The sequence below is a fragment of the Pantoea sp. App145 genome (assembly GCF_047947045.1).
Taxonomy (GTDB): domain Bacteria; phylum Pseudomonadota; class Gammaproteobacteria; order Enterobacterales; family Enterobacteriaceae; genus Pantoea.
In genome coordinates this window covers 2,048,583-2,072,782 of sequence record NZ_CP133290.1, presented here as the reverse complement: position 1 = coordinate 2,072,782, position 24,200 = coordinate 2,048,583, and the positions used below count along the sequence as shown (strand labels likewise).

The 24,200-nt window shown below is 56.4% G+C and carries 19 protein-coding genes and 1 riboswitch; of the genes, 8 read left to right on the top strand and 11 right to left on the bottom strand.

Features of this window, described 5'->3' with window-relative positions:
- Positions 1-13 precede the first annotated feature (13 nt).
- Together rapA and polB are read right to left on the bottom strand one after the other, a co-directional pair.
- Positions 14-2,920: an RNA polymerase-associated protein RapA gene (gene rapA, locus RCF31_RS09530; protein WP_416413150.1), complete on the bottom strand. Its 2,907-nt coding sequence runs from the start codon at positions 2,918-2,920 to the stop codon at positions 14-16.
- 154 nt (positions 2,921-3,074) lie between these two features.
- Complete coding sequence (gene polB, locus RCF31_RS09525) at positions 3,075-5,435, bottom strand: DNA polymerase II (protein ID WP_416413149.1); 2,361 nt, start codon at positions 5,433-5,435, stop codon at positions 3,075-3,077.
- 167 nt (positions 5,436-5,602) lie between these two features.
- Here polB and RCF31_RS09520 point away from each other — a divergent pair, with 167 nt between their 5' ends.
- Entirely contained in the window at positions 5,603-6,364 is a 762-nt protein-coding gene (locus RCF31_RS09520) for a DedA family protein (protein ID WP_299457483.1), read from the top strand.
- Here RCF31_RS09520 and thiQ read toward each other — a convergent pair.
- The 4 genes from thiQ to sgrR form a co-directional block, all read right to left on the bottom strand.
- Entirely contained in the window at positions 6,361-7,062 is a 702-nt protein-coding gene (gene thiQ / locus RCF31_RS09515) for a thiamine ABC transporter ATP-binding protein ThiQ (protein WP_416413148.1), read from the bottom strand. The two genes, RCF31_RS09520 and thiQ, sit on opposite strands and share 4 nt — an antisense overlap.
- Positions 7,046-8,656 (bottom strand): thiamine/thiamine pyrophosphate ABC transporter permease ThiP, encoded by a 1,611-nt coding sequence (gene thiP, locus RCF31_RS09510; RefSeq protein ID WP_416413147.1) that lies wholly within the window; start codon positions 8,654-8,656, stop codon positions 7,046-7,048. Before thiP ends, thiQ begins: the two co-directional genes overlap by 17 nt.
- Entirely contained in the window at positions 8,632-9,618 is a 987-nt protein-coding gene (gene thiB / locus RCF31_RS09505; protein WP_313684957.1) for a thiamine ABC transporter substrate binding subunit, read from the bottom strand. Before thiB ends, thiP begins: the two co-directional genes overlap by 25 nt.
- 47 nt (positions 9,619-9,665) lie before the next feature.
- A riboswitch (TPP riboswitch) is annotated at positions 9,666-9,763 on the bottom strand.
- A 35-nt stretch (positions 9,764-9,798) separates the two neighbouring features.
- Positions 9,799-11,460: an HTH-type transcriptional regulator SgrR gene (gene sgrR / locus RCF31_RS09500; RefSeq protein ID WP_299457472.1), complete on the bottom strand. Its 1,662-nt coding sequence runs from the start codon at positions 11,458-11,460 to the stop codon at positions 9,799-9,801.
- A 257-nt stretch (positions 11,461-11,717) separates the two neighbouring features.
- Here sgrR and RCF31_RS09495 point away from each other — a divergent pair, with 257 nt between their 5' ends.
- The gene (locus RCF31_RS09495) at positions 11,718-12,896 is read left to right on the top strand and encodes an MFS transporter (RefSeq protein WP_416413145.1); all 1,179 of its coding nucleotides are present in this window, start codon (positions 11,718-11,720) and stop codon (positions 12,894-12,896) included.
- Positions 12,897-12,972: 76 nt separating this feature from the next.
- Here the strand turns inward: RCF31_RS09495 and leuD are convergent, their stop codons facing one another.
- The 5 genes from leuD to leuL form a co-directional block, all read right to left on the bottom strand.
- Positions 12,973-13,578, bottom strand: coding sequence for a 3-isopropylmalate dehydratase small subunit (leuD, locus tag RCF31_RS09490; RefSeq protein ID WP_299457468.1), 606 nt, complete (start codon positions 13,576-13,578; stop codon positions 12,973-12,975).
- A 3-nt stretch (positions 13,579-13,581) separates the two neighbouring features.
- Positions 13,582-14,988 (bottom strand): 3-isopropylmalate dehydratase large subunit, encoded by a 1,407-nt coding sequence (leuC, locus tag RCF31_RS09485; RefSeq protein WP_299457466.1) that lies wholly within the window; start codon positions 14,986-14,988, stop codon positions 13,582-13,584.
- 4 nt (positions 14,989-14,992) lie between these two features.
- Complete coding sequence (gene leuB / locus RCF31_RS09480) at positions 14,993-16,084, bottom strand: 3-isopropylmalate dehydrogenase (RefSeq protein WP_416413144.1); 1,092 nt, start codon at positions 16,082-16,084, stop codon at positions 14,993-14,995.
- 2 nt (positions 16,085-16,086) lie between these two features.
- On the bottom strand, positions 16,087-17,649 hold the full coding sequence (gene leuA, locus RCF31_RS09475; RefSeq protein ID WP_084872644.1) for a 2-isopropylmalate synthase: 1,563 nt from the start codon (positions 17,647-17,649) through the stop codon (positions 16,087-16,089).
- A gap of 94 nt (positions 17,650-17,743) precedes the next feature.
- Positions 17,744-17,827, bottom strand: coding sequence for a leu operon leader peptide (gene leuL, locus RCF31_RS09470; RefSeq protein WP_139810964.1), 84 nt, complete (start codon positions 17,825-17,827; stop codon positions 17,744-17,746).
- A 735-nt stretch (positions 17,828-18,562) separates the two neighbouring features.
- Here leuL and ilvI point away from each other — a divergent pair.
- From ilvI to ftsL, 6 genes are all read left to right on the top strand, one after another.
- Positions 18,563-20,287 (top strand): acetolactate synthase 3 large subunit, encoded by a 1,725-nt coding sequence (gene ilvI / locus RCF31_RS09465; protein ID WP_084872647.1) that lies wholly within the window; start codon positions 18,563-18,565, stop codon positions 20,285-20,287.
- A gap of 2 nt (positions 20,288-20,289) precedes the next feature.
- Positions 20,290-20,781: an acetolactate synthase small subunit gene (gene ilvN / locus RCF31_RS09460; protein ID WP_084872650.1), complete on the top strand. Its 492-nt coding sequence runs from the start codon at positions 20,290-20,292 to the stop codon at positions 20,779-20,781.
- A 197-nt stretch (positions 20,782-20,978) separates the two neighbouring features.
- Positions 20,979-21,989 (top strand): catabolite repressor/activator, encoded by a 1,011-nt coding sequence (cra, locus tag RCF31_RS09455; protein WP_299457461.1) that lies wholly within the window; start codon positions 20,979-20,981, stop codon positions 21,987-21,989.
- Positions 21,990-22,479: 490 nt separating this feature from the next.
- Entirely contained in the window at positions 22,480-22,938 is a 459-nt protein-coding gene (mraZ, locus tag RCF31_RS09450; RefSeq protein WP_084872656.1) for a division/cell wall cluster transcriptional repressor MraZ, read from the top strand.
- Between the two features lie 2 nt (positions 22,939-22,940).
- Positions 22,941-23,882 carry a 16S rRNA (cytosine(1402)-N(4))-methyltransferase RsmH gene (rsmH, locus tag RCF31_RS09445; protein WP_313690402.1) on the top strand — a complete coding sequence of 314 codons (942 nt, stop codon included), beginning with the start codon at positions 22,941-22,943 and terminating at the stop codon, positions 23,880-23,882.
- Positions 23,879-24,199: a cell division protein FtsL gene (gene ftsL, locus RCF31_RS09440; protein ID WP_084872661.1), complete on the top strand. Its 321-nt coding sequence runs from the start codon at positions 23,879-23,881 to the stop codon at positions 24,197-24,199. The genes rsmH and ftsL overlap by 4 nt, the downstream gene beginning before the upstream one ends.
- The last annotated feature ends 1 nt before the right edge of the window (position 24,200 follow it).

Genomic DNA, 24,200 nt, shown 5'->3' with positions numbered 1-24,200 from the left:
CGGCCCCGTTCAGTTATTGGTGCGTCACCACAATCAGACGTAACGCATCAAGACGCCAGCCTGCTTCACCGAGGCTTGCCAGCACCTGACGACGGTTGCTTTCCAGCGCGTCAACCTCATCATCACGGATGTTGGGGTTGACGGCGCGCAGCGCTTCGAGACGTGACAGCTCCGCACTCAGCTTCTCATCGGCTTCCACTTTGGCTGCGGCGATCACCGCCTGGGCTTCCGGTATTACGGCGCTTTCGGCCAGCGTCAGAATCTGATGCACATCCTGCTGGACGGCATTAACCAGCTTGCTGCCGGTATGACGATTCACCGCGTTCAACTGGCGGTTAAAGCTTTCGAACTCCACCTTCGTCGCCAGATTGTTGCCGCTGCGATCCATTAGCAGACGAACCGGCGTTGGCGGCAGGAAGCGGGTCAGTTGCAGATGTTTCGGTGCCTGGGCTTCCACGACGTAGATCATCTCAACCAGTAGGGTGCCGACCGGCAACGCTTTGTTTTTCAGCAACGACAGCGCACAGCTGCCGGTATCGCCGGAAAGAATCAAATCCAGCCCGTTGCGGATCAGCGGGTGCTCCCAGGTAATGAACTGGGTATCTTCGCGCGACAGTGCCTGGTTGCGGTTGAAGGTGACGGTGCAGCCATCTTCCGGCAGGCCTGGGAAATCCGGCACCAGCATATGATCGGACGGCGTCAGCACGATCAGGTTATCGCTACGATCCTCCTGATTGATGCCAACGATATCGAACAGGTTGAGGGCAAAATTGACCAGACCGGTATCGTTGTCCTGCTCGGCAATGGCGTCGGCCAGCGCCTGGGCGGCATCTCCCCCGTTGGAGTTTTGCTCCAGCAGACGGTCGCGTCCCTGTTCCAGCTGGATTTTCAGCTGGTCATGCTGCTTGCGACACTCAGTGATAAATTCATCCAGCCCCTGTGGATTTTCCGGTGCCGCCAGGTATTCAATCAGTTGATTGTAAACGCTGTCGTAAATGGTGCGGCCGGTAGGGCAGGTGTGCTCAAACGCGTCCAGACCTTCGTGATACCAGCGCAGCAGCACCGCCTGGGCGGTTTTTTCCAGCCACGGCACCAGAATCTGGATATCGTGCGCCTGGCCGATACGGTCGAGACGGCCTATACGCTGCTCCAGCAGGTCCGGGTTGAACGGCAGGTCAAACATCACCAGACGGCTGGCAAACTGGAAGTTGCGGCCTTCAGAACCGATTTCCGAGCACAGCAGCACCTGTGCGCCATCTTCTTCGGAGGCAAACCAGGCCGCGGCACGGTCGCGTTCAATGATCGACAGACCTTCATGGAATACCGCTGCACGGATGCCTTCGCGCTCACGCAATACCTGCTCAAGTTGCAGGGCGGTGGCGGCTTTGGCGCAAATCACCAGCACTTTCTCTTTACGGTTGCTGGTGAGGTAGCCCATCAGCCACTCAACGCGCGGATCGAAGTTCCACCAGGTGCCGCTGTCACCTTCAAACTCCTGATAAATCTGCTCGGGGTAGAGCATGTCACGTGCGCGTTCTTCGGCGCTTTTGCGTGCCCCCATAATGCCGGAGACTTTAATCGCCGTCTGGTACTGTGCGGGCAGCGGCAGGCGAATCTGGTGCAGTTCGCGTTTCGGGAAGCCTTTCACGCCGTTACGGGTGTTGCGGAACAGCACGCGGCTGGTGCCGTGGCGGTCCATCAACATCGAGATCAGTTCTTTACGTGCATCTTCTTTGCCATCGCGGTCGCTGTTCGCCACCTGCAACAACGGTTCGATATCCTGCTCACCGACCAGATCGTTAATCAGGTTCATCTCATCTTTGGAGATGGATTTGTCGGCCAGCAGCGTGCTGACCGCATCCGCCACCGGACGGTAGTGCTGCTGCTCAGCGACAAACTGGCTGAAATCGTGGAAGCGATTGGGATCGAGCAGGCGCAGACGGGCAAAGTGACTTTCCAGGCCGAGCTGCTCCGGCGTGGCAGTCAGCAGCAATACGCCCGGGGTTTGTTCCGCCAGTTGTTCAATCACCTGATATTCGCGGCTTGGTGCATCTTCGCTCCAAACCAGATGGTGCGCTTCATCCACCACCAGCAAATCCCAGGCGGCATCGGCCAACTGTTCCAGACGCTGCTTGTTACGGCGCACAAAATCGAGGGAGCAGATGATCAGTTGTTCGGTATCGAACGGGTTATCGCTGTCATGCTGGGCTTCGGTGTAGCGGCCGTCATCAAACAGCGCAAAGCGCAGATTGAAGCGACGCAACATTTCCACCAGCCACTGATGTTGCAGGGTTTCCGGCACCACAATCAGCACGCGCTCTGCCCGGCCTGCCAGCAGTTGTTGCTGGATGATCATCCCGGCTTCGATGGTTTTACCGAGGCCTACTTCGTCGGCCAGCAGTACGCGAGGGGCGTGGCGACGGCCGACATCGTGCGCAATGTGCAGCTGATGCGGGATCAGGTTAGTACGCATGCCGCGCAGGCCGCTGGTGGGCAGGTTGTACTGCTCACTCTGATATTTACGGGCGCGGAAGCGCAGCGCAAAGCGGTCCATACGGTCCAGCTGACCGGCGAACAGACGGTCCTGCGGTTTGCTGAACACCAGTTTGCTGTCGAGCATCACCTCGCGCATCACCACGTTAGCTTCTTCGGTATCGAGGCGTGTGCCGATGTAGGTGATTAAATCGTTTTCGTTGCGAACTTCGTCAACGCGCATCTGCCAGCCTTCGTGGCTGGTGACGGTATCACCCGGATTGAAGATAACGCGGGTAACGGGAGAATCGTTACGGGCATACAGGCGGTTTTCGCCGGTTGCCGGAAACATCAGGGTGATCATGCGCGTATCCAGCGCAACTACCGTGCCCAGTCCCAGTTCACTTTCCGTATCACTTATCCAGCGTTGACCCAGTGTAAAAACCATATATTTTTTGCTCGACTCTCTGTCATGTCATGAAGATGTGCACCCGCTCTCAGGCAAAGCACTCCCGCCAAACAAGATGGGTTTGGGAAGGTATCGATGCGGTGAGATTCAGGAAGGGCGCTATGGTACTGGATGACAGGGATTTCGTCACCTGTCAAAAAAGCCCCAACTGCCCGGTAATCAGTGTAGCAAAATCATCGCCGACGAAGGGTAAAATGCCTTCAGCCACCGGTTGTAGCTGCTTTGACACATAGTGATCATAGTCGAGTGGTGTGCTGCGCGCTTCCAGTGGCTCCGGGCCTGCGGTGGCGATGACATAGCGGATGGAGCCGCCATTTTGATACTGCAACGGACGTCCTAACTTGCGATTAACCTCATCGGCCTGCCGGGCGGCACGCACATGCGGTGGCACGTTACGTTCATAATCTTTTAGCGGGCGGCGCAGGCGTTTTTTATAGACCAGCAAATCATCAAGTTCACCTGCCAGCAACTGTGCCACGGTATCGCGAATATAATCCTGCCAGGGTTCACCACGAAAAATGCGGCCATACAGCGTTTGCTGAAACTGCTGTGCCAGCGGGGTCCAGTCGGTCCGCACCGATTCCAGCCCCTTAAACACCAGCCGTTCCGTTCCTGCAGAGCGAATCAATCCGGCATAGCGTTTTTTGCTGCCCTGTTCGGCGCCCCGAATGGTGGGCATTAGGAAACGGCTGAAATGGTTTTCGTACTCCAGCTCCAGCGCGCTGTCGAGAGCGTAGGTCTGCTGCAAATGGTTCTTCCACCAGCCATTGACATGATCGGCCAGCTGACGGCCAATCGCCGCCGCTTGTTCCTCGCTGTGCGCACCTTTCAGCCAGACAAAGGTGGAATCGGTATCGCCATAAATTACGTCGTAGCCCTCGGCCTCAATCAGCTCGCGCGTTTGCTGCATAATAGCGTGGCCGCGCAGGGTGATCGATGACGCGAGGCGCGGATCGAAAAAGCGGCAGGCGCTGGTGCCCAGCACACCGTAAAAAGCGTTCATGATAATTTTCAGCGCCTGCGACAGCGGCTTATTGTGCTGAAGCTTGGCCTGCTCGCGGCCCTGCCAGATCTGTTCAACAATGGCTGGCAGGCAGTGGGTTTGACGGGAAAAACGTGCGCCGCGAAAGCCGGGCACCGAGTCGGCATCATCCGGGTGTGCCAGTCCTTCCACCAGCCCGACCGGATCGATCAGGAAGGTACGGATAATTGACGGGTAGAGGCTTTTGTAATCCAGCACCAGCACCGAATCGTACAGCCCTGGGCGCGAGTCCATCACATAACCGCCGGGGCTGGCTTCGGGGGTGACTTCACCGAGATTAGGCGCAACGAATCCGGCGCGATGCATCCGCGGAATGTATAGATGGCCAAAAGCGGCCACCGAGCCGCCGTGGCGATCCACCGCCAGTCCGTTAACGGTGGCGCGTTCCAGCAGAAACGGCATGATGGCGGTATGCTGGAAAATGCGCGTTACCAGCTCGCAATCTTTCAGGTTATAGCGTGCCAGCGCGGGTTTATCATGAGCGAAGCGCCAGTTGATCTCCTCCATGCGCTGCCACGGATTGTCGATGGCTTTGCCTTCGCCCAGTAATTCACGCGACACCGCTTCGAGGCTGAAGGAGGGGAAATCCCAGAAGGCAGATTTTAACGCCTCAATACCATCAACAATCAGGCGACCGGTGGCCTGGGCGAAGAAGACGCCGGGTTTGAAACCGTGTTCGCGCCACTCCAGCGCTTGTTGCTGGCGGCCCAGGCGTAACGGGATACCGTAGCGATCGGCATGTTTTTGCAGCACGCGCAGATCGAACTGCACCAGGTTCCAGCCAATGATCACATCCGGTTCATGGCGGGCAAACCAGGCATTCAGCTGCTCCAGCAGCTTCGGGCGGCTCTCGACATAAATCAGTTCGAAATCAAGCGCGCTGGCATCGCCGTTCGGCGGGCCGAGCATAAACACCTGACGCTGACCACACCCCTCTAACCCGATGCAATACAGCTCGCCGTGCTCGGTGGTTTCAATATCCAGCGACACCCAGGAAAGCTGCGGGCGGTAGTCGGGATGGGGTTTAAGACGCGTATTCACCACACTGTCGCCACGTACATCGCCGCTGAACCACACCGGCGCGGTGATAAAGCGCTCCATCAGGTAGCGCTCCGGCGGGCGAATATCCGCTTCATAGACCGGGATGCCGTTTTCCCGCAGGCGTTTTTCCAGGTTTTGCAACTGGCGGTAGCTGCGGCAATAGAGGCCCAGCACCGGGCGGCGGCGGAAATCTTTCAGCGTCAGGGATTGCAGGCGGGTATGGCGCTCATCACGCAGCAGCGCTTCAATCCGGGGTTGAAACTCGCTCGGGACAAAAGCCACCGACTCCTGAGCAGGCAGAACCACGCGCTGTGCGCCCTGGTCGGTCGCCAGCCATAGCACCACTTCGCTGCCTGTGGGGGTGTCTCGCCAGTGTCGGGTAAGCAGAAATCCTGCGCGTGGATCGGTCACGGTAACTCCAGGTGTGAATACCCCTTAAGTGTATCATGGATGTTTATACAGTGTCTGTTGCTTGCTTAAACTGTCAGCATAACGTCAACATTGATGTACAAATCTTGCCTTGACGCTGTGGCGCTGGCTCTGGACAATCCAGCCTTCATATTCCGCAGAGGAAATTTATGGAAGCCTGGGTACAACATCTCTTTACGCAATCTCTGGAATGGGCACTGTTTGCTGTGGCGCTGGTGACCTTTCTGGAGTCACTGGCCTTCGTGGGATTGCTACTGCCGGGCACGGTTTTAATGGCGAGTCTCGGAGCACTGGTGGGCAGCGGCCAGATTGGTCTTTATCCCGCCTGGGCCGCCGGTCTGGTCGGATGCCTGATTGGTGACTGGGTGTCCTACGGCATTGGCTGGAGATTTCAGGGACCGCTGCATCGTTGGAAATATCTGCAAAAATACCGTGGGCTGCTGGATAAAACTGAGCATGCGCTGCATCAGCACAGCATGTTTACCATCCTGGTGGGCCGTTTTGTCGGGCCGACGCGTCCGCTGATCCCGCTGGCAGCGGGGATGCTGGAGCTACCGGTACGCAAGTTTCTGCCACCCAATATCATCGGTTGCATCCTGTGGCCGCCAGCCTACCTGATGCCAGGCATTCTGGCGGGGGTGGCGATTGATGTGCCCAAAGCGGCGCAAGGTGGCCACTTTACCTGGCTATTGTTGCTGGTGGCACTGCTGGTATGGCTGGGGTTCTGGCTGTGCTGGCGCTGGTGGCGTAGCGGTAAATCGGTCGACTGGGCAACGGCATATCTGCCTGCGGCGCGTCTGCGCTGGCTGGCTCCGTTAGCCGCGCTGATCGGGCTGGCGGCGTTTGTCGCGATTCAGTTCCATCCGATGATGCCTGTCTTCCGCCATCTGCTGTGGAAGGTATTCTTCTAACGCGTTGCCACTCCGAGGATGGCCGCCGCTGGACTACTGCCGTTAAGCAGGTCAGCGGTGTTGCCATCCCAGTACACCCGTCCATCGACCACCACCAGGCTGCGCGGCGCTATTTGCTGCGCATCTTCCAGGCTGTGCGACACCATCAGCAACGTGATATTGCGTGCTTCACACACGCTACGTACCAGTTGCAGCATCTCATTGCGCAGTGCCGGATCGAGTGCCGAGAAGGGTTCGTCCAGCAACAGAATCGGCTGATTACGCAGCAGGCAGCGTGCCAGCGCCACGCGTTGCCGCTGGCCGCCAGAAAGTTGTCCTGGCAGGCGGTCGAGCATCTCGCTGAGCCCGGTTTGTAAGGCGATGTCGTTCAGCTGCTGCTGCTGGTCGTGGCTGAGCTTCAGACCGGGATGCAGGCCCAGGCCCAGATTTTGCCGCACGGTCAGATGCGGAAACAGGTTGTTTTCCTGAAACAGCATTGATACCGGACGCGCGGCAGGCACGCTATGGGTATGATCCTCATCTTTCAGCAGCAGGGTGCCGCTGCTGACAGGCAGAAACCCGCCAATCAGACTGAGCAGGGTGCTTTTCCCGGCTCCGCTCGGGCCGAGAATCGCCAGCCGCTCGCCCGGTTTTGCGCTGAACTGAAAGCGCATCGGCAGATGCTGGTAGAGGTAAGTGAGGTTATTCAGTGTCAGCATGACGACCCGGTAATTTTTCCATCAGGGTAAACAGAAGCAGGCACAGCACCAGCAGCAACAGGGCGGTCACCGCGCCATCTGCGCCACGATAGGCACCAATTTGCTGGTACAGATAGAACGGCAGCGTACGGAAATCCGCGCTGCCAAATAATGCCACTACGCCAAAATCACCAATCGACAGCACGCAGGCAAATGCCAGCGCCTGTGCCAGTGGGCGTTTCAGCGCACGGAGTTCAATCAGACGCAGCCGGTTCAGCCCCTGCACCCCGAGCGAGGCGCATAGCTGATGGTAACGTGCGCTGAGATCGCGCATCGGGTTCTCCAGCACTTTCATGGCATAGGGAATGGCGATCAGCGCATTGGTGAAGATCACCAACCCATCGGCGGATTGCGGCAGGCCAACGGTGGCGTTGAAGAGCAGGAAAAAGCCGCTGGCCAGCACGATGCCTGGCATTGCCAGAATCAGCATGCCGCTGAGTTCCATCGCCTGTGCCGCCACGATTTTGTGGCGCAGACGCAGCTCACGGCTGCTCCACAACAGCATCACTGTCAGGATGACGCACAACACGCCAGCACCGATGGCAATACGCAATGAAGTAAAGGTGGCCTGCCATAAGGCCGGTTGCTGCATCGCTCCGGTCACGCCGCCGCGCAGACCATCAGCCACCACCGCCAGCAGCGGGGGGAGCAATAGCAGCAGGGCCATACCAATTAACAGGCTGTCGCTGATACGGGCGCGCCAGCTATCAGCGGGATCGCGCCAGCCGCGTATTTGCTGATGACCTGCGGGAATCGCTTTGCTGAAACGCTGACTCAGCAACACCAGCAGCAGGCAGCAACCGAGCTGAAGCAGTGCCAGCAGCGCCGCGCGTCCGGGGTCGTAGTCAAAATTCAGCGCCTGATAAATCGCCAGCTCCAGCGTGGTCGCCTGTGGGCCGCCGCCCAGCGCCAGCACGGTGGCAAAACTGGCAAAGCACAGCATAAAAATCAGGGCGGCAGTGGGGAAAATTTGCCGCCGCAGCCACGGCCACTCCAGCAGACGAAACAGATTCCAGCCGCGCAGACCGAGTTGCGCCGCCAGCTGGCGTTGTTCGCCGGGAATACTTTCCAGCGCCTGTAACAACATACGCGTCGCCAGCGGCAGATTGAAGAACACGTGCGCCAGCAGAATGCCTTGCAAGCCATAGGGCGAGAAATGCCAGGGGATCCCCAGCGCTGCGCACAGTTGTGCCAGCCAGCCGCTGCGGCCATAGACGCTCAGCAGGCCAAACACTGCCACCAACACCGGCAGTACCAGCGTCATGGCGCACAGGCGCAGCAACAGTTCACGACCAGGAAAGCGCCGCCGATAAAGGGCGCGCGCCAGTGGGATGGCCGGAAGGACCGAAAACAGCGCTGACAGCAGCGCCTGCCAGAAGGAGAAAGCCAGCACATGATGCAGATAGTCATCGCTGAGCAGGGCGCGCCAGTCGCCGATGGGCGCTGACATCAGCAGCGCGCCAAATGCCAGCAGCGCCACAGCACACAGCAGCAGCGCAGTGAAACTGCCGGGCAACAGCCAGCCGGGGATTAACGGCTGACGGCGCGTTGCCATGCACTGATCCACGCTTTGCTGTGGTCGGCAACTTCCGCCGGGCTATATTGCAGCGCCGTTTGCGGCACGTTGAGTGTTTGATAACCGGCAGGCAGATCGCTCTTGATCACCGGATACATCCAGTTGCCGGTCGGGATGGTCTGCTGGAAGGCCGGGGATACCATAAACTGCATGAATTCCTGCGCCAGCTGCGGTTGTTTGCTGCTGGCCAGCTGCGCCGCCACTTCAACCTGCAAATAATGGCCTTCGCTAAACGGCGCAGCGGCGTAATTTTCTTTCTTCTCTTCAATGATGTGATAAGCCGGGGAGGTGGTGTAACTCAGCACCAGATCGCCTTCACCCTTCAGGAACAACCCATAGGCTTCACTCCAGCCTTTGGTGACGGTGACGGTTTTCTGCGCCAGCTTCTGCCAGGCATCCGGCGCTTTGTCGCCATAGACTTTCTGCATCCACAGCAGCAGGCCGAGGCCTGGGGTGCTGGTGCGCGGATCTTCATAGATAACGCGCCATTTTTCCGGGCTTTCGACCAGTTCCTTCAGGCTTTTCGGTGGGTTTTTCAGTTTGTTTTTATCGTAGACGAAGGCGAAGTAACCGTAGTCGAACGGGATAAAGGTATCGTTATGCCAGCCACCTGGCAGCTGGAGCGCGTGGGTATCTACCTGGCTTTTGGCAAACAGCCCGGTTTTTTCTGCGGCCTGCACCAGGTTGTTATCCAGCCCCAGCACGATATCCGCTTTGCTGTTTTTACCTTCCATCCGCACGCGGTTAAGCAGCGAGACGCCATCTTCCAGCGCCACGTATTTCAGCTCGCAGCCGCACTGGGCTTCAAAGGCTTTTTTCACCGCTGGGCCTGGGCCCCAGTCAGCAGAGAATGAATCGTAGGTGTAGACGGTAAGTACCGGTTTGGCAGCCAGCACCGGGGCAGAAACCAGCAACAGCACAGGCAGAACTTTGTTTAACACTTTGCGCTCCTTGAGGAGAAGATAAGGTTGAGTCGCAAAGGATCTGAGCGGTGAGGCATCTCAAATCCCTACGCCGGTATTAACCGGATCAGGTTCGACGGGTCTCTCTCAGCCCCTGTAATGCAGGGCACCCCGTTGAGAACGGCACATTCTAGACATTTCCAGGTCAGGGCGAAAGGATCACAGTTCCGGCGGGGCAAACCAGGCGGATTTGAAGTCAAACCAGCCGAGCGTATTCATGCGTACGCCACGCATACTGCGCTGCCCTTCCAGCAACAACCAGTGGTGAAACAACGGGTGCAAATAGTCACTATCCACCAGTTGCTTACTCCATTCTGCGAGCGGCAGCGTTTTTTCGCGCCAGTGGGTGGCGGCATTTTCCCAGTCAATCGGGATACACTGCTGCATCAGCGGCAATTCGTACAGCTGAGCGAACAGCGAGTAGTCGAGCGGCAGGGTGAAGTTGACGCTGCCGAGCCAGATGTCGCTCTCGCCTTCGCCGTTAAACCATGCTTCGTAGCTCAGCTCACGGGTAATCAGCTCCACACCCTGTTGCGCCAGCAGTGGGCGTAGGGCATTGGCGATACCTTCGTGTTCCACATGGTGGCTATACCAGCTGATGGTGAGCTGCTTCAGGTTGTCCGGCTTGCTGACCGCCGTCAGATCGCGGCGATGATGCCAGCGCGGTAATAAACCATAAGCCGGGAACCAGTAGCGCTGATAACCGATACCCGCATTATTCAGCAGGGCGATAGGATTGAGCAGGTAGCTGACCCAGCGGCGGAAATGCGCATCCCGGCCTTGTTCCGAACGCCGGTCATACAGCAGAAAATAGCAGCCTTCTTCCAGACGACTCTCTTCCGATTTCTCATCAGCGGTTTCGCCTTGTAACTTCACCCCGGCATACACCAGCTCATCACTGATCTCCGGCAGTACCCAGATGGAGACATCATCAATTAACGCGCGATAACCGAAGTAGTCGTCAAAGGCGGCGATTTTCAGCTGACTTTGTTGGTTGCGCACCACGCTGTAGGGACCGGTGCCGATCGGCTGGCGCGCGAAACCTCGCAGGGTCTGCCATTCACGCGGCAGGATCATCGCGCTGACGCTGCCAAGCAGCCACGGTAGCCAGTTGTCGGGCTGAGTCAGCTGAATATCCAGCGTCCAGGGGGCCGGGGAGTGCAGTTGTGCGATATGGGAGAACAGTGGCTGACTGCGCAGACGCTCCAGCGAGCTGATGACGTCTTCCATCTCCAGTTCACGGCCATGATGAAAGCGAATGGCCGGACGCAGGAAGAAGCGCCAGTGCAGCAGTGAGGTTTGTTGCCAGTGATGGGCGATATCCGGTTCGATTTCCCCCTTTTCCTCATTTATGCGTGTCAGACCGCTGAAAATCTGTCGTGCCAGATGGGTTTCCGAACGCCGCAGCGGTGAACCCGGCAGCAAATTCGGCAACGGGCGATAGTAAAGCACGCGCAGAATATGTTTGCCCTGACGAAAGCTGCGGCCCAGATGCGCGGCAATCATCTGACGAACCTGGTTTTTGTCACCCACCAGCTGCACTAACTGGTCGATACGATCCTGCTCCAGCAAATCCTCCGCACGCTGCTGCTGTAACGCCAGCCCGGTGTAGCAGAAGCTCAGCGTGGAGCGTTTACCGCGGCCCGCTTCCGCCTGCCAGATGAGCCAGCCTGCATCCTGCATGGCATTCAGCAGGTTACGCATATGGCGGCGCGAGCAGTGCAGCAGCTCCGCCAGCTCGCTCAGGGTGGTTTCCTGATCCTGGCCCTGGCAGCTTTGCCACAGGCGGATAAATTGCTGTTGCAGTCGTGAAGAGGACATAAAAGGGGAACTCCAGCGCATAATCGCTCAGTTTTTTCTGCCCTATATTAGAGGCATAGTAGACCTCATTGGAAGAGCGGGAGGCATTCAGTCATGAATGGCGCTCTGACAGTGGTTCCGCCGACGTGGAACCTTTTCTGAGTAGGGTGCAATTTCACCGCCAGCAGTGTTTTCTCTGCTGGCTTTTTTCGTTTTGCTGTGGAATCTTCTACCCTCTTTTTTGGTTCTCTGCTTTTCTTCCGCAAAGGGATTTCACCATGAAATCGCTGTTAACGCGTCAACGTCGCCTCAACCCGGTTTATCTGGCTTTTATGGCCGTCTCCTTTATGACGGGCGTGGCCGGTGCGTTACAGGCACCCACGCTAAGTCTGTTTCTGACGCGTGAAGTGCAGGTACGCCCGTTCTGGGTCGGGCTGTTTTTTACTGTCAATGCGATTGCGGGCATTGTCATCAGCCTGCTGGTGGCGAAACGATCCGATAGCCATGGCGACCGCCGCAAACTGATCCTGTTCTGCTGCCTGATGGCGGTCGCTAATTCAGTGTTGTTTGCCTTCAGTCGTCATTATCTGACGTTGATTACGCTGGGCGTGTTGTTGTCGGCGCTGGCCAGCGTGGCGGTGCCGCAGATTTTTGCGCTGGCGCGTGAGTATGCGGACCATTCGGCGCGCGAAGTTGTGATGTTCAGCTCGGTGATGCGGGCGCAGCTGTCGCTGGCGTGGGTCATCGGGCCGCCTTTATCCTTCGCCCTGGCGCTGAATTACGGCTTTATCACCTTATTTAGCGTGGCGGCGGTGATTTTTTTGCTCAGTACCGTGCTGATCTGGCGCACCTTGCCATCGGTGCCGCGCGTCGCGTCTTCCCCCGAGCAGGTGCTGACGCAACTGAGTCCGTGGAAGGATAGCCAGGTACGTCTGCTGTTTATCGCTTCGGTGATTATGTGGACCTGCAACGTGATGTATATCATTGATATGCCGCTGTATATCAGCTCCTCGCTCGGCCTGCCGGAAAAGTTGGCGGGTCTGCTGATGGGAACGGCAGCAGGGCTGGAGATCCCGATTATGTTGCTGGCCGGACATTATGCGCGCCGGTTTGGTAAACGCCGTCTGGTATTGGTGGCGCTGGTGGCTGCTATCCTGTTTTACCTCGGGCTGGGGTTGTTCCGCTCGCGTACGGCGCTGATGGTGTTGCAGCTGTTCAACGCGGCGTTTATCGGCATTGTCGCCGGGATTGGGATGCTCTGGTTTCAGGATCTGATGCCAGGACGCGCGGGTGCGGCAACCACCATGTTTACCACCTCGATCTCCACCGGCATGATTGTGGCGGGGGTGATTCAGGGATCGTTAAGCGAACGCTTCGGGCATGAGTCGGTGTACTGGCTGGCGTTGGGGCTGGCGGTGCTGGCGCTGGGACTGGCTTCCCGGGTGCGGGATGTATAAAACCGCGCGATAAATCGCGCCGCTACAGGTACGCACTGGCCCGTAGCGGCGCAATTTATTGCGCGCCGTTACTTTTTTAACGTAAAAACGCAGGCTGGTTGGTCTCGTAGCTGGCGATTGACGCTTCGTGTTGCAGCGTCAGGCCGATGCTATCGAGGCCATTGATCATGCAGTGACGGCGGAAACTGTCGATTTCAAAGCTATAGCTTTTGTCACCGGCAGTCACGGTCTGGGCTTCCAGGTCAACGGTAAAGCTGACACCCGGATGGCTTGCCACCAGTTTGAACATCTCATCCACTTCTTCATCGCTCAGCTTCACCGGCAGCAGCTGGTTGTTAAAGCTGTTGCCATAGAAGATGTCCGCGAAGCTTGGCGCAATTACCACCTGAAAACCGAAATCGGTCAGTGCCCACGGCGCGTGCTCACGTGAGGAGCCACAGCCAAAGTTCTCACGCGCCAGCAAAATGCTGGTGCCTTTATATTCAGGCTTGTTCAGCACGAAGCTGGCCGTCGGCACGGTGCCGGCGTCGTCATCGAAGCGCCAGTCGTGGAACAGGTGCGCGCCAAAACCGGTACGGGTCACTTTTTGCAGGAACTGCTTCGGAATGATGGCATCGGTATCGACATTCGCCGCATCCAGCGGTGCGACAATCCCGGTGTGCTGGGTAAATTTCTTCGCCATGGCTTAAGCTCCCTGAGTCAGTTCACGAATATCGGCAAAACGGCCAGTGACCGCCGCCGCAGCGGCCATCGCCGGGCTGACCAGGTGGGTACGTCCACCACGGCCCTGACGACCTTCAAAGTTACGGTTGCTGGTTGAGGCACAGCGCTCGCCTGGGTTCAGACGGTCATTGTTCATCGCCAGACACATCGAGCAGCCTGGCAGACGCCATTCAAAACCGGCTTCGAGGAAAATCTTATCCAGACCTTCCGCTTCCGCCTGCGCTTTTACCGGACCAGAACCCGGCACCACCATTGCCACCACACCCGGCGCCACATGGCGTCCTTTGGCGATAGCGGCGGCGGCACGCAGGTCTTCAATACGTGAGTTGGTGCAGGAGCCGATAAAGACTTTGTCGATGGCAACGTCAGTCAGTTTGATGCCTGGCTGCAGATCCATATATGCCAGCGCTTTCTCGGCAGAGGCGCGCTCAACCGGATCGGCGAAGGAAGCCGGATTCGGGATGGCCTGATCCACCGCCATCACCTGACCCGGGTTGGTGCCCCAGGTTACCTGCGGTGCGATATCGGCCGCGTTCAGGGTCACGATGGTGTCGAATTTCGCGTCGCTGTCAGATTTCAGGGTACGCCAGTAAGCGACGGCCTGATCCCATTGTTCGCCTTTCGGTGCAAACTGTTTGTCTTTCAGGTAATTAAAGGTGGTGTCATCCGGCGCAACCAGGCCCGCTTTGGCACCCATTTCAATCGCCATGTTGCACAGCGTCATGCGGCCTTCCATGGTCAGCGCTTCAATCGCCGGGCCACAGAATTCCACCACATGTCCGGTACCGCCAGCGCTGCCAGTTTTACCGATAATCGCCAGCACGATATCTTTCGCGGTGATGCCCGGTGCAGCTTCGCCCAGCACTTCAATCTTCATGGTTTTGGCACGGCCCTGCTTCAGGGTCTGGGTGGCAAATACATGCTCCACCTCGGACGTGCCGATACCGAATGCCAGTGAACCAAAGGCTCCGTGGGTGGCGGTGTGGGAGTCGCCGCAGACAATTGTCATACCCGGCAGCGTCATACCCTGCTCAGGACCGATTACGTGCACGATGCCCTGGAACGGGTGGTTCAGGTCATACAGCTGGATACCGAATTCAGCACAGTTCTTGATCAGCTCCTGCATCTGAATACGCGCCATCTCGCCAGAGGCGTTGATGTCTTTGGTCTGGGTAGAAACGTTGTGGTCCATGGTGGCAAACGTCTTCGACGGCTGACGCACTTTGCGACCGTGAGCGCGCAGGCCATCAAAGGCCTGCGGTGAGGTCACTTCATGGATCAAATGACGATCGATATACAGTAACGGTGTTTCATTCGGTGCTTCGTGGACGACATGTGCATCAAATAACTTCTGGTATAAGCTTTTCATTTTTTTATTTTTCCTCGGCAATGAAACGGGCAATGATGCTGCCCATTTCATCGGTGCTCACGGATTGACCGTCACCGGCCAGGTCACGGGTGCGATAACCCGCTTCCAGCGCGCGGTTGATGGCACGCTCAATGCTGTCGGCAGCCTCAGCGGCATTCAGGCTATAACGCAGCAGCAGGGACAACGAGAGGATTTGGGCAACCGGGTTGGCAATGTTCTGACCGGCGATATCCGGCGCGGAACCACCGGCTGGCTCGTACAGGCCGAAGCCCTCTTCGTTCAGGCTGGCGGATGGCAGCATGCCCATGGAACCGGTAATCATCGCGCATTCATCCGACAGAATGTCGCCGAACAGGTTAGAACACAGCAGCACGTCAAACTGTGAGGGATCTTTAATCAGCTGCATGGTGGCGTTATCGATGTACATATGGCTCAGCTGCACATCCGGGTAATCCTTCGCCACTTCGTTGACGATCTCGCGCCACATCACTGAGGTCTGCAATACGTTGGCTTTATCGACAGACGTCACCTTGTTACGACGTTTGCGCGCAGATTCAAAGGCAATGCGGGCGATACGTTCGATCTCAAAACGGTGATACACCTCGGTGTCGAACGCACGTTCATGCGGGCCGCTACCTTCGCGGCCTTTCGGCTGACCGAAGTAGATGCCGCCAGTCAGTTCGCGTACGCACAGGATGTCGAAGCCACGTGCAGCGATGTCGCTACGCAGTGGGCAAAATGTTTCCAGGCCTTTATACAGCGCAGCCGGACGCAGGTTACTGAACAGTTTGAAGTGCTTACGCAGCGGCAGCAGCGCACCGCGCTCCGGCTGCTGTGCCGGTGGCAGGTGTTCCCATTTCGGGCCGCCAACCGAACCAAACAGGATGGCGTCGGCTTGCTCGGCACCGCTAACGGAGGCCGGTGGCAGGGGTTCGCCGTGACGATCGATGGCGATACCACCCACATCATATTCGCTAGTGGTGATACGCATGTCGAAACGCGCGCGAATCGCGTCCAGCACTTTCATGGCCTGCGCCATCACTTCCGGGCCGATTCCGTCGCCCGGCATGACTGCGATATGAAAAGACTTAGTCATAGTTACACCGTTTCCTTCTGTTCTTTAAATTTACGCTGCAATTCTTTTTCCACCTGCTTAGCACGCCAGATATTGTTCAGGGCGTTAACCATCGCTTTAGCGGAAGATTCGACGATATCGGTCGCCAGACCCACGCCGTGGAATTTGCGATTGTTGTAGTTCACCACGATATCGACCTGGCCCAGCGCGTTCTCGCCGTGGCCTTTAGCCGTGAGCTTGTAGTTCACCAGTTCCGCTTCAAAACCGGTGATACGGTTAATCGCCTGGTAAACGGCATCAACCGGGCCGTTGCCGGTGGCGGCGTCAGCTTTGGTTTCTTCGCCACAGCCCAGCTGTACCGATGCGGTGGCAGTGACGCTGGAACCGGTCTGCACGTTGAATTCTTTCAGCTGGAAATGTTCTGGTTCTTCATTCTGTTTGTTGATGAAGGCCAGTGCTTCCAGGTCGTAATCGAATACCTGGCCTTTTTTGTCCGCCAGCTTCAGGAAGGCGTCGTACAGGGTATCCAGGTTGTAGTCGGTCTCTTTGTAACCCATCTCTTCCATACGGTGTTTCACTGCCGCACGGCCTGAACGTGAGGTCAGGTTGAGCTGGATTTTGTGCAGGCCGATGGATTCCGGCGTCAGGATTTCGTAGTTTTCGCGGTTTTTCAGCACGCCATCCTGATGGATACCGGAGGAGTGGGCGAAGGCGTTTGAACCGACCACCGCTTTGTTCGCCGGGATCGGCATGTTGCAGATCTGGCTGACAGTCTGGCTGGTACGGTAGATTTCCTGATGTTTGATATTGGTGTGCACGTTCATGATCTGCTGACGGGTTTTAATCGCCATGATCACTTCTTCCAGTGCACAGTTACCGGCACGTTCGCCCAGGCCGTTCAGCGTACCTTCAACCTGACGCGCACCTGCCATCACGGCGGCAATGGCGTTACCGGTGGCCATACCCAGGTCATCATGGGTATGCACGGACAGGATGGCTTTATCGATGTTCGGTACGCGATTCACCAGCTGGCTGATGATGTTGGCGTATTCGTGCGGCAGGGTGTAACCCACGGTATCCGGGATATTGATGGTGGTGGCACCGGCGTTGATCGCGGCTTCCACCATACGGCACAGGTCATCAATCGGCGTACGGCCACCATCTTCGCAGGAGAACTCGACGTCGTTGGTGTAGTTGCGGGCGCGTTTGATCATATGCACGGCACGCTCAATCACCTCGGGCAGCGTGCTGCGCAATTTGGTGGCGATATGCATCGGCGAAGTCGCGATGAAGGTATGGATACGGAATGCTTCAGCGACGCGCAGGGATTCGTAAGCGGCATCAATATCCTTCTCAACGCAACGTGCCAGTCCGCAGACGCGGCTGTTTTTGATGGTGCGCGCGATGGTTTGAACCGATTCAAAATCGCCCGGTGAGGAGACCGGGAAACCGACTTCCATCACGTCTACGCCCATACGTTCCAGCGCCAGGGCGATCTGCAGTTTTTCTTTAACACTCAGGCTGGCCTGTAATGCCTGCTCGCCATCACGCAGAGTGGTATCGAAAATAATAACTTGCTGGCTCATCGTAATCTTCCTTATGCATTAACTTCGCCGGTGCTACGAGCATAAAAAAACCCGCGCATGGCGCGGGTTTTTTTAAACTTTCAGCAGGTTCGAATCAGTTGTCGATTCCGCCCACGAGTCTACCGCGCAATGGGGATGCGTTTAGTAGTAGACCAAGTAGACGAAAAGAACGGGACATGGATCAAACCTCGTAAATTGAGTGCTGCACATATTGATACTGAGAAAGGCCGACGATGTCAACCATAAGTGAAAGGTTATTTCCCGATGCGCTTAAGGCGGATCTGCTGTGATAATCCGCTTGTTCAGAGGAAAAACAAATATTAAGGGGGGATGGGTTAGCGGAATCCGCTTAAAAAAAGTTTTAAAAATGAATGTTAATTTTAACGTAATGATTTTTAGGTGTTTTTTACGGGTTGTTTCTCTGGCAATAAGTCAGTATTCACCGGGTTGTTTAGACGATTCTCATGTGAGAGACAGATTTTAAAGATAATCACGCCAGAAATTAATTGGCGGGTAAGATTGTGGGCTGGAACGTTGCAAAATATGCATCGTATATTTCTTATAACTCGCTGGAAATAATCACCAGACCAGCATTATCCTCTGCCCTTCAGTGCTGGCATTAGTTTAATCCTCGCAAGCGATTATCACCCCTTAGTGCCTTTACTGCCATCATCAGCACGGTACGGCGTTGCGGCGTTTGCCTGCCGGGTTTTCTGCGGTTATGGTAATCGACCTACTCTCAAAAGAATGAACTCAAGTAGATTTCCCTGTACCTGGAAGGTGGAAATGACTTCCCTCTTCTGAGCATAAACACAAGGTTTTGATCTTAATTGGCGAATATGGGGCAGGATGCAAGTGGCGCGCCGGAAAGCGGTCGTCAGTGGATTCAGTTCCTCAAGCCTGGAGGCAGAAAATGGAGATGTTGTCAGGAGCCGAAATGGTCGTCCGTTCGTTAATCGATCAGGGCGTTAAGCAGGTATTCGGTTATCCGGGCGGAGCGGTGCTCGATATTTATGACGCTCTGCAAACGGTCGGCGGTATCGACCACGTATTAGTTCGCCATGAGCAGGGCGCTGTGCATATGGCTGACGGCCTGGCGCGCGCCACTGGCGAAGTTGGCGTCGTGCTGGTGACTTCCGGCCCGGGTGCCACCAATGCCATTACCGGCATCGCGACTGCCTATATGGACTCCATCCCGATGGTGGTGCTGTCGGGTCAGGTGCCTTCTTCGCTGATCGGTTATGACGCTTTCCAGGAGTGCGACATGGTCGGGATTTCCCGTCCGGTGGTGAAGCACAGCTTCCTGGTGAAAAGCACCGAAGAAATCCCCACCGTGATCAAGAAAGCCTTCTGGCTGGCCTCCAGTGGGCGTCCGGGTCCAGTGGTCATCGATCTGCCGAAAGATATTCTTAACCCGGCCAATAAGCTGCCCTACGTCTGGCCGGAATCGGTCAGCATGCGTTCCTACAACCCGACGATTCAGGGCCACAAGGGACAGATTAAGCGCGCATTGCAGACGCTGCTGGCCGCGCATAATCCGGTGATGTACGTGGGTGGCGGTGCCATTACCTCGGGTTGTGAAGCGGAACTGCTGCAACTGGCGGAAACGCTGAACATTCCTGTGACCACTTCCCTGATGGGATTGGGTGCCTTCCCGGGTACGCATCGCCAGTGCGTGGGTATGCTCGGCATGCACGGCACCTATGAAGCCAACATGGTCATGCACAACGCCGATCTGATTTTCGGCATCGGTGTGCGCTTCGATGACCGCACCACCAACAACCTGGCGAAATATTGCCCGAACGCTACGGTGATGCATATCGACGTTGATCCAACTTCGATCTCCAAAACCGTCGCGGCCGATATCCCTATTGTTGGCGATGCGAAACAAACGCTGTCGCAAATGCTGGAGTTGCTGGCACAGACCGACGTGAAGCAGGAGCTCGACAGCCTGCGTGACTGGTGGCAACGCATTGACGGCTGGCGCAGCCGCAAATGCCTGGAATTTGATCGCACCAGCGACAAAATCAAACCGCAGGCGGTTATCGAAACCATCTGGCGTTTGACCAAAGGCGAGGCTTACGTCACGTCAGACGTCGGTCAGCACCAGATGTTTGCTGCGTTGTATTATCAGTTTGATAAGCCGCGTCGCTGGATCAACTCCGGTGGCCTCGGCACCATGGGCTTTGGCCTGCCTGCCGCGCTGGGTGTGAAAATGGCGCTGCCGGAAGAAACCGTTATCTGTGTCACCGGTGACGGCAGTATCCAGATGAACATTCAGGAACTCTCGACCGCGCTGCAATACGATTTGCCTGTGCTGGTGCTGAACCTGAACAACCGCTTCCTCGGCATGGTGAAGCAGTGGCAGGACATGATCTACTCTGGCCGCCATTCGCAATCCTATATGGAATCACTGCCGGACTTCGTGCGTCTCGCTGAGGCTTATGGCCACGTGGGTATCGCCATTCAGCATCCGGCCGAGCTGGAAGAGAAACTGACGCAGGCGCTGGAGACCCTGGCGAAAGGGCGTCTGGTGTTTGTGGATGTGACCGTGGATGGCAGCGAGCACGTTTACCCGATGCAGATTCGTGGTGGCGGTATGGACGAGATGTGGTTGAGCAAAACGGAGAGGACATAATTATGCGTCGCATTTTATCGGTACTGCTGGAGAACGAATCCGGCGCATTGTCCCGCGTGATTGGGCTGTTTTCGCAGCGTGGCTACAACATCGAAAGTCTGACGGTCGCCCCGACTGACGATCCCACCCTGTCCCGCATGACGATTCAAACCGTCGGCGATGCCAAGGTGCTGGAGCAGATCGAGAAGCAGCTGCATAAGCTGGTGGACGTGTTACGTGTCAGCGAACTGGGGCAGGGTGCCTACGTTGAACGTGAAATCATGCTGGTGAAAATCCAGGCTACCGGTTATGGCCGCGAAGAAGTGAAGCGTAGCGCGGAAATTTTCCGTGGGCAGATCATCGATGTGACGCCGACGCTGTACACGGTTCAGCTGGCGGGCACCAGCGACAAACTGGATGCGTTCCTGAACACCGTCCGCGACGTCGCGGAAATCGTGGAAGTGGCGCGCTCCGGTATCGTCGGCGTGGCGCGTGGCGAGCGCATCATGCGTTAATTGTCACTGCCCAGATTGAGTCTCAATGCTAACCCGGCGGAATGCCGGGTTTTTTTATTTTATGCGCTTGCACACCCCGGCGGATAAAAGCGGTTGCTCAGCGTAGTTTTCTGCGGTTAGATGTTACAAATGTTTTACCCTTAGCTACTCTGCGGACATTTTCGCCAGCATGGCTAATCAGGAATTAAGGTGTCATCGTGAAACTGGATGAAATCGCGCGCCTGGCTGGCGTGTCGCGCACCACGGCCAGCTACGTCATTAATGGCAAAGCGCGGCAATATCGTGTCAGCGACAAAACCGTCGAGAAAGTGATGGCGGTGGTGCGTGAGTACAATTATCACCCGAATGCCGTGGCGGCGGGCTTGCGTGCCGGACGTACCCGTTCAATTGGCCTGGTGATCCCCGATCTGGAAAATACCAGCTATACGCGTATCGCGAACTATCTTGAGCGTCAGGCGCGCCAGCGTGGCTACCAGCTGCTGATCGCCTGCTCGGAAGATCAGCCTGACAATGAAATGCGTTGCATCGAACATTTGTTGCAGCGTCAGGTAGATGCGATCATCGTCTCCACCTCGTTGCCGCCAGAGCATCCGTTTTATCAGCGCTGGATCAACGATCCACTGCCGATCATTGCGCTGGATCGCGCGCTGGATCGTGAACATTTTACCAGCGTGGTGGGTGCCGATCAGGATGATGCCCATCAGCTTGCCGCTGAATTGCGTCAGCTACCGGTGAAAAATGTGCTGTTCCTTGGAGCACTGCCGGAGTTGTCGGTGAGTTTCCTGCGTGAAATGGGCTTCCGTGAAGCATGGAAGGACGACGAACGCCCGATTGATTATATCTACTGCAATAGCTTTGAACGTACTGCGGCAGCGGCCCTGTTCGAGAAGTATCTGGAAGATCACCCGATGCCGGAGGCCTTGTTCACCACTTCCTTCGGTCTGTTGCAGGGCGTTATGGATGTCACGCTGAAACGTGACGGGCGGTTGCCAACCGATCTGGCGATTGCCACTTTTGGCGACCACGAGTTACTGGATTTCCTTGAGTGTCCGGTGCTGGCGGTGGGACAGCGTCATCGTGATGTTGCCGAGCGCGTTCTGGAACTGGTTTTAGCCTCGCTGGATGAACCGCGAAAACCGAAGCCAGGTTTAACCCGAATTCGCCGTAATTTATTCCGTCGTGGGCAATTAAGCCGCCGGATAAAATGAATGATGGGCGGCGTGCTGCCCACTTTATTCATCATGCTTTTAATTTCCCCCGCAACCTTTCACGTAAAAAAGCGTAAATTCTCGTCGACCTTGCTAACAAATTAAGCGCACTACCTTTTCTTATTTGTTTACATCTTCGGCATCTGCTGGTAGCAGAGCTGTCGCGATGGTGCTGGGCTTCCTTTAGGAAATCCCCTAAAATGCAGCCGCTGTCGCATATCGTCAGATATTTATCAAAACGCGATAAAGCGCTTTATTTTTCGCCGCTTTTCAATACGTGAAAATTTTTATTCCATTATTCATCAGGTTAATTTTTATTTTGCCATTCACGACCTTCTTATTCCCACCGCCAAATAATTTCACCCGCTGTAAAGAGTGATATTCACTTGCCGTTGCGGCTTGACAAGGATTTCATCGGCTCCGTAAACTCTTTTCGTGGTAAAATGTGGGATAAAGTGGTGAAAAAGGGTATCTGAGGGGTGAGGCTGGCATGTTCCGTGGGGCAACGTTAGTCAATCTCGACAGCAAAGGGCGACTGGCCGTACCAACGCGCTATCGTGAATTGCTGATCGCAGAGTCTCAGGGTCAAATGGTTTGTACCATCGACCTCCACCAGCCCTGCCTGCTGCTTTATACCCTGCCCGAATGGGAAATCATTGAGAAAAAGCTGTCTCGCTTATCCAGCATGAATCCCGCCGAGCGTCGCGTGCAGCGGCTGCTGTTGGGTCATGCCAGTGAGTGTCAGATGGATAATGCAGGCCGCCTGCTACTGGCGAATACCCTTCGTCAGCATGCGAGCCTGAGCAAAGAAGTGATGCTGGTTGGACAGTTCAACAAGTTTGAACTGTGGGATGAACAGACCTGGTATCAACAAGTTAAGGACGATATTGACGCAGAACAGTCGGCTCAGGAGCCTTTATCTGAGCGGTTGCAGGACTTGTCGCTATAGCTATGCAGGAAAATTTCAAACACACCACAGTGCTGCTGGATGAGGCGGTTAACGCGCTCAATATCAGGGAAGACGGCATATACATTGACGGCACTTTTGGTCGCGGTGGTCACTCCAGATTGATCCTTTCGCAACTTGGCGCGAACGGGCAGCTACTGGCGATAGATCGCGATCCGCAAGCCATAGCCGCAGCCGCTGAGATAAAAGATCCGCGCTTCTCGATCGTCCACGGGCCGTTTTCGGCGCTGGCAGAGTACGTGACCGAGCGCGGGCTGAACGGAAAAATTGACGGCGTTTTACTGGATCTGGGCGTGTCATCGCCGCAGCTGGATGACGCCGAACGTGGATTCTCTTTCATGCGTGATGGGCCATTGGACATGCGCATGGACCCGACGCGCGGACAATCGGCGTCGGAATGGTTGCTCAGTGCAGAAGAGGCGGATATTGCCTTTGTACTGAAAACCTACGGTGAGGAACGCTTCGCCAAACGTATTGCCCGCGCGATTGTTGAGCGCAACCGTGAGCAGCCGATGACGCGCACCAAAGAACTGGCCGACGTTATCTATGCAGCAACACCGGTAAAAGACAAGTTTAAGCACCCGGCGACCCGCAGCTTTCAGGCGATTCGTATCTGGATCAACAGCGAACTGGAAGAGATCGACATCGCGCTGAAAGGGGCATTGTCGGTGCTGGCACCTGGCGGAAGGCTGTCAGTGATCAGCTTCCATTCACTGGAAGATCGCCTGGTGAAACGTTTTATGCGCGATCAAAGTCGTGGTCCGCAGGTACCGGCTGGCATTCCGATGACCGAAACGCAGCTGAAAGCGCTGGGTGGTCGGGAGCTAAAAACCCTCGGCAAACTGGTGCCGGGAGACGCCGAAGTCGCTGAAAACCCACGCGCACGGAGTTCCGTGTTGCGTATTGCTGAAAGGACTGCGTCATGATCGGAAACGAACGCCACAGTCTGCCCGGCGTCATCGGTGGCGATTTGCTGCGTTTTGGCAAGATCCCGGTGCTGTTACTGGTGGCAGTTTTGGTTTCCGCCATGCTGGTGGTGACGACGACGCACAAAACGCGTCGTCTGACGGCAGAACGCGAACAGCTGGTGCTGGAGCGTGACGCATTAGATATCGAATGGCGCAACCTGATTCTTGAAGAGAACGCCCTCGGCGACCACAGCCGGGTAGAACGAATCGCAACCGACAAACTGCAAATGCAGCATGTCGATCCTTCGCAGGAAAACATTGTGGTGCAGCAATAAG

Coding starts and splice junctions, on each gene's coding strand:
- rapA (WP_416413150.1), bottom strand. CDS start 2,920: ATGGTTTTTACACTGGGTCAACGCTGGATAAGTGATACGGAAAGTGAA.
- RCF31_RS09520 (WP_299457483.1), top strand. CDS start 5,603: ATGGAAGCCTGGGTACAACATCTCTTTACGCAATCTCTGGAATGGGCA.
- thiQ (WP_416413148.1), bottom strand. CDS start 7,062: ATGCTGACACTGAATAACCTCACTTACCTCTACCAGCATCTGCCGATG.
- thiP (WP_416413147.1), bottom strand. CDS start 8,656: ATGGCAACGCGCCGTCAGCCGTTAATCCCCGGCTGGCTGTTGCCCGGC.
- sgrR (WP_299457472.1), bottom strand. CDS start 11,460: ATGTCCTCTTCACGACTGCAACAGCAATTTATCCGCCTGTGGCAAAGC.
- RCF31_RS09495 (WP_416413145.1), top strand. CDS start 11,718: ATGAAATCGCTGTTAACGCGTCAACGTCGCCTCAACCCGGTTTATCTG.
- leuD (WP_299457468.1), bottom strand. CDS start 13,578: ATGGCGAAGAAATTTACCCAGCACACCGGGATTGTCGCACCGCTGGAT.
- leuC (WP_299457466.1), bottom strand. CDS start 14,988: ATGAAAAGCTTATACCAGAAGTTATTTGATGCACATGTCGTCCACGAA.
- leuB (WP_416413144.1), bottom strand. CDS start 16,084: ATGACTAAGTCTTTTCATATCGCAGTCATGCCGGGCGACGGAATCGGC.
- leuA (WP_084872644.1), bottom strand. CDS start 17,649: ATGAGCCAGCAAGTTATTATTTTCGATACCACTCTGCGTGATGGCGAG.
- leuL (WP_139810964.1), bottom strand. CDS start 17,827: ATGTCCCGTTCTTTTCGTCTACTTGGTCTACTACTAAACGCATCCCCA.
- ilvI (WP_084872647.1), top strand. CDS start 18,563: ATGGAGATGTTGTCAGGAGCCGAAATGGTCGTCCGTTCGTTAATCGAT.
- ilvN (WP_084872650.1), top strand. CDS start 20,290: ATGCGTCGCATTTTATCGGTACTGCTGGAGAACGAATCCGGCGCATTG.
- mraZ (WP_084872656.1), top strand. CDS start 22,480: ATGTTCCGTGGGGCAACGTTAGTCAATCTCGACAGCAAAGGGCGACTG.
- rsmH (WP_313690402.1), top strand. CDS start 22,941: ATGCAGGAAAATTTCAAACACACCACAGTGCTGCTGGATGAGGCGGTT.
- ftsL (WP_084872661.1), top strand. CDS start 23,879: ATGATCGGAAACGAACGCCACAGTCTGCCCGGCGTCATCGGTGGCGAT.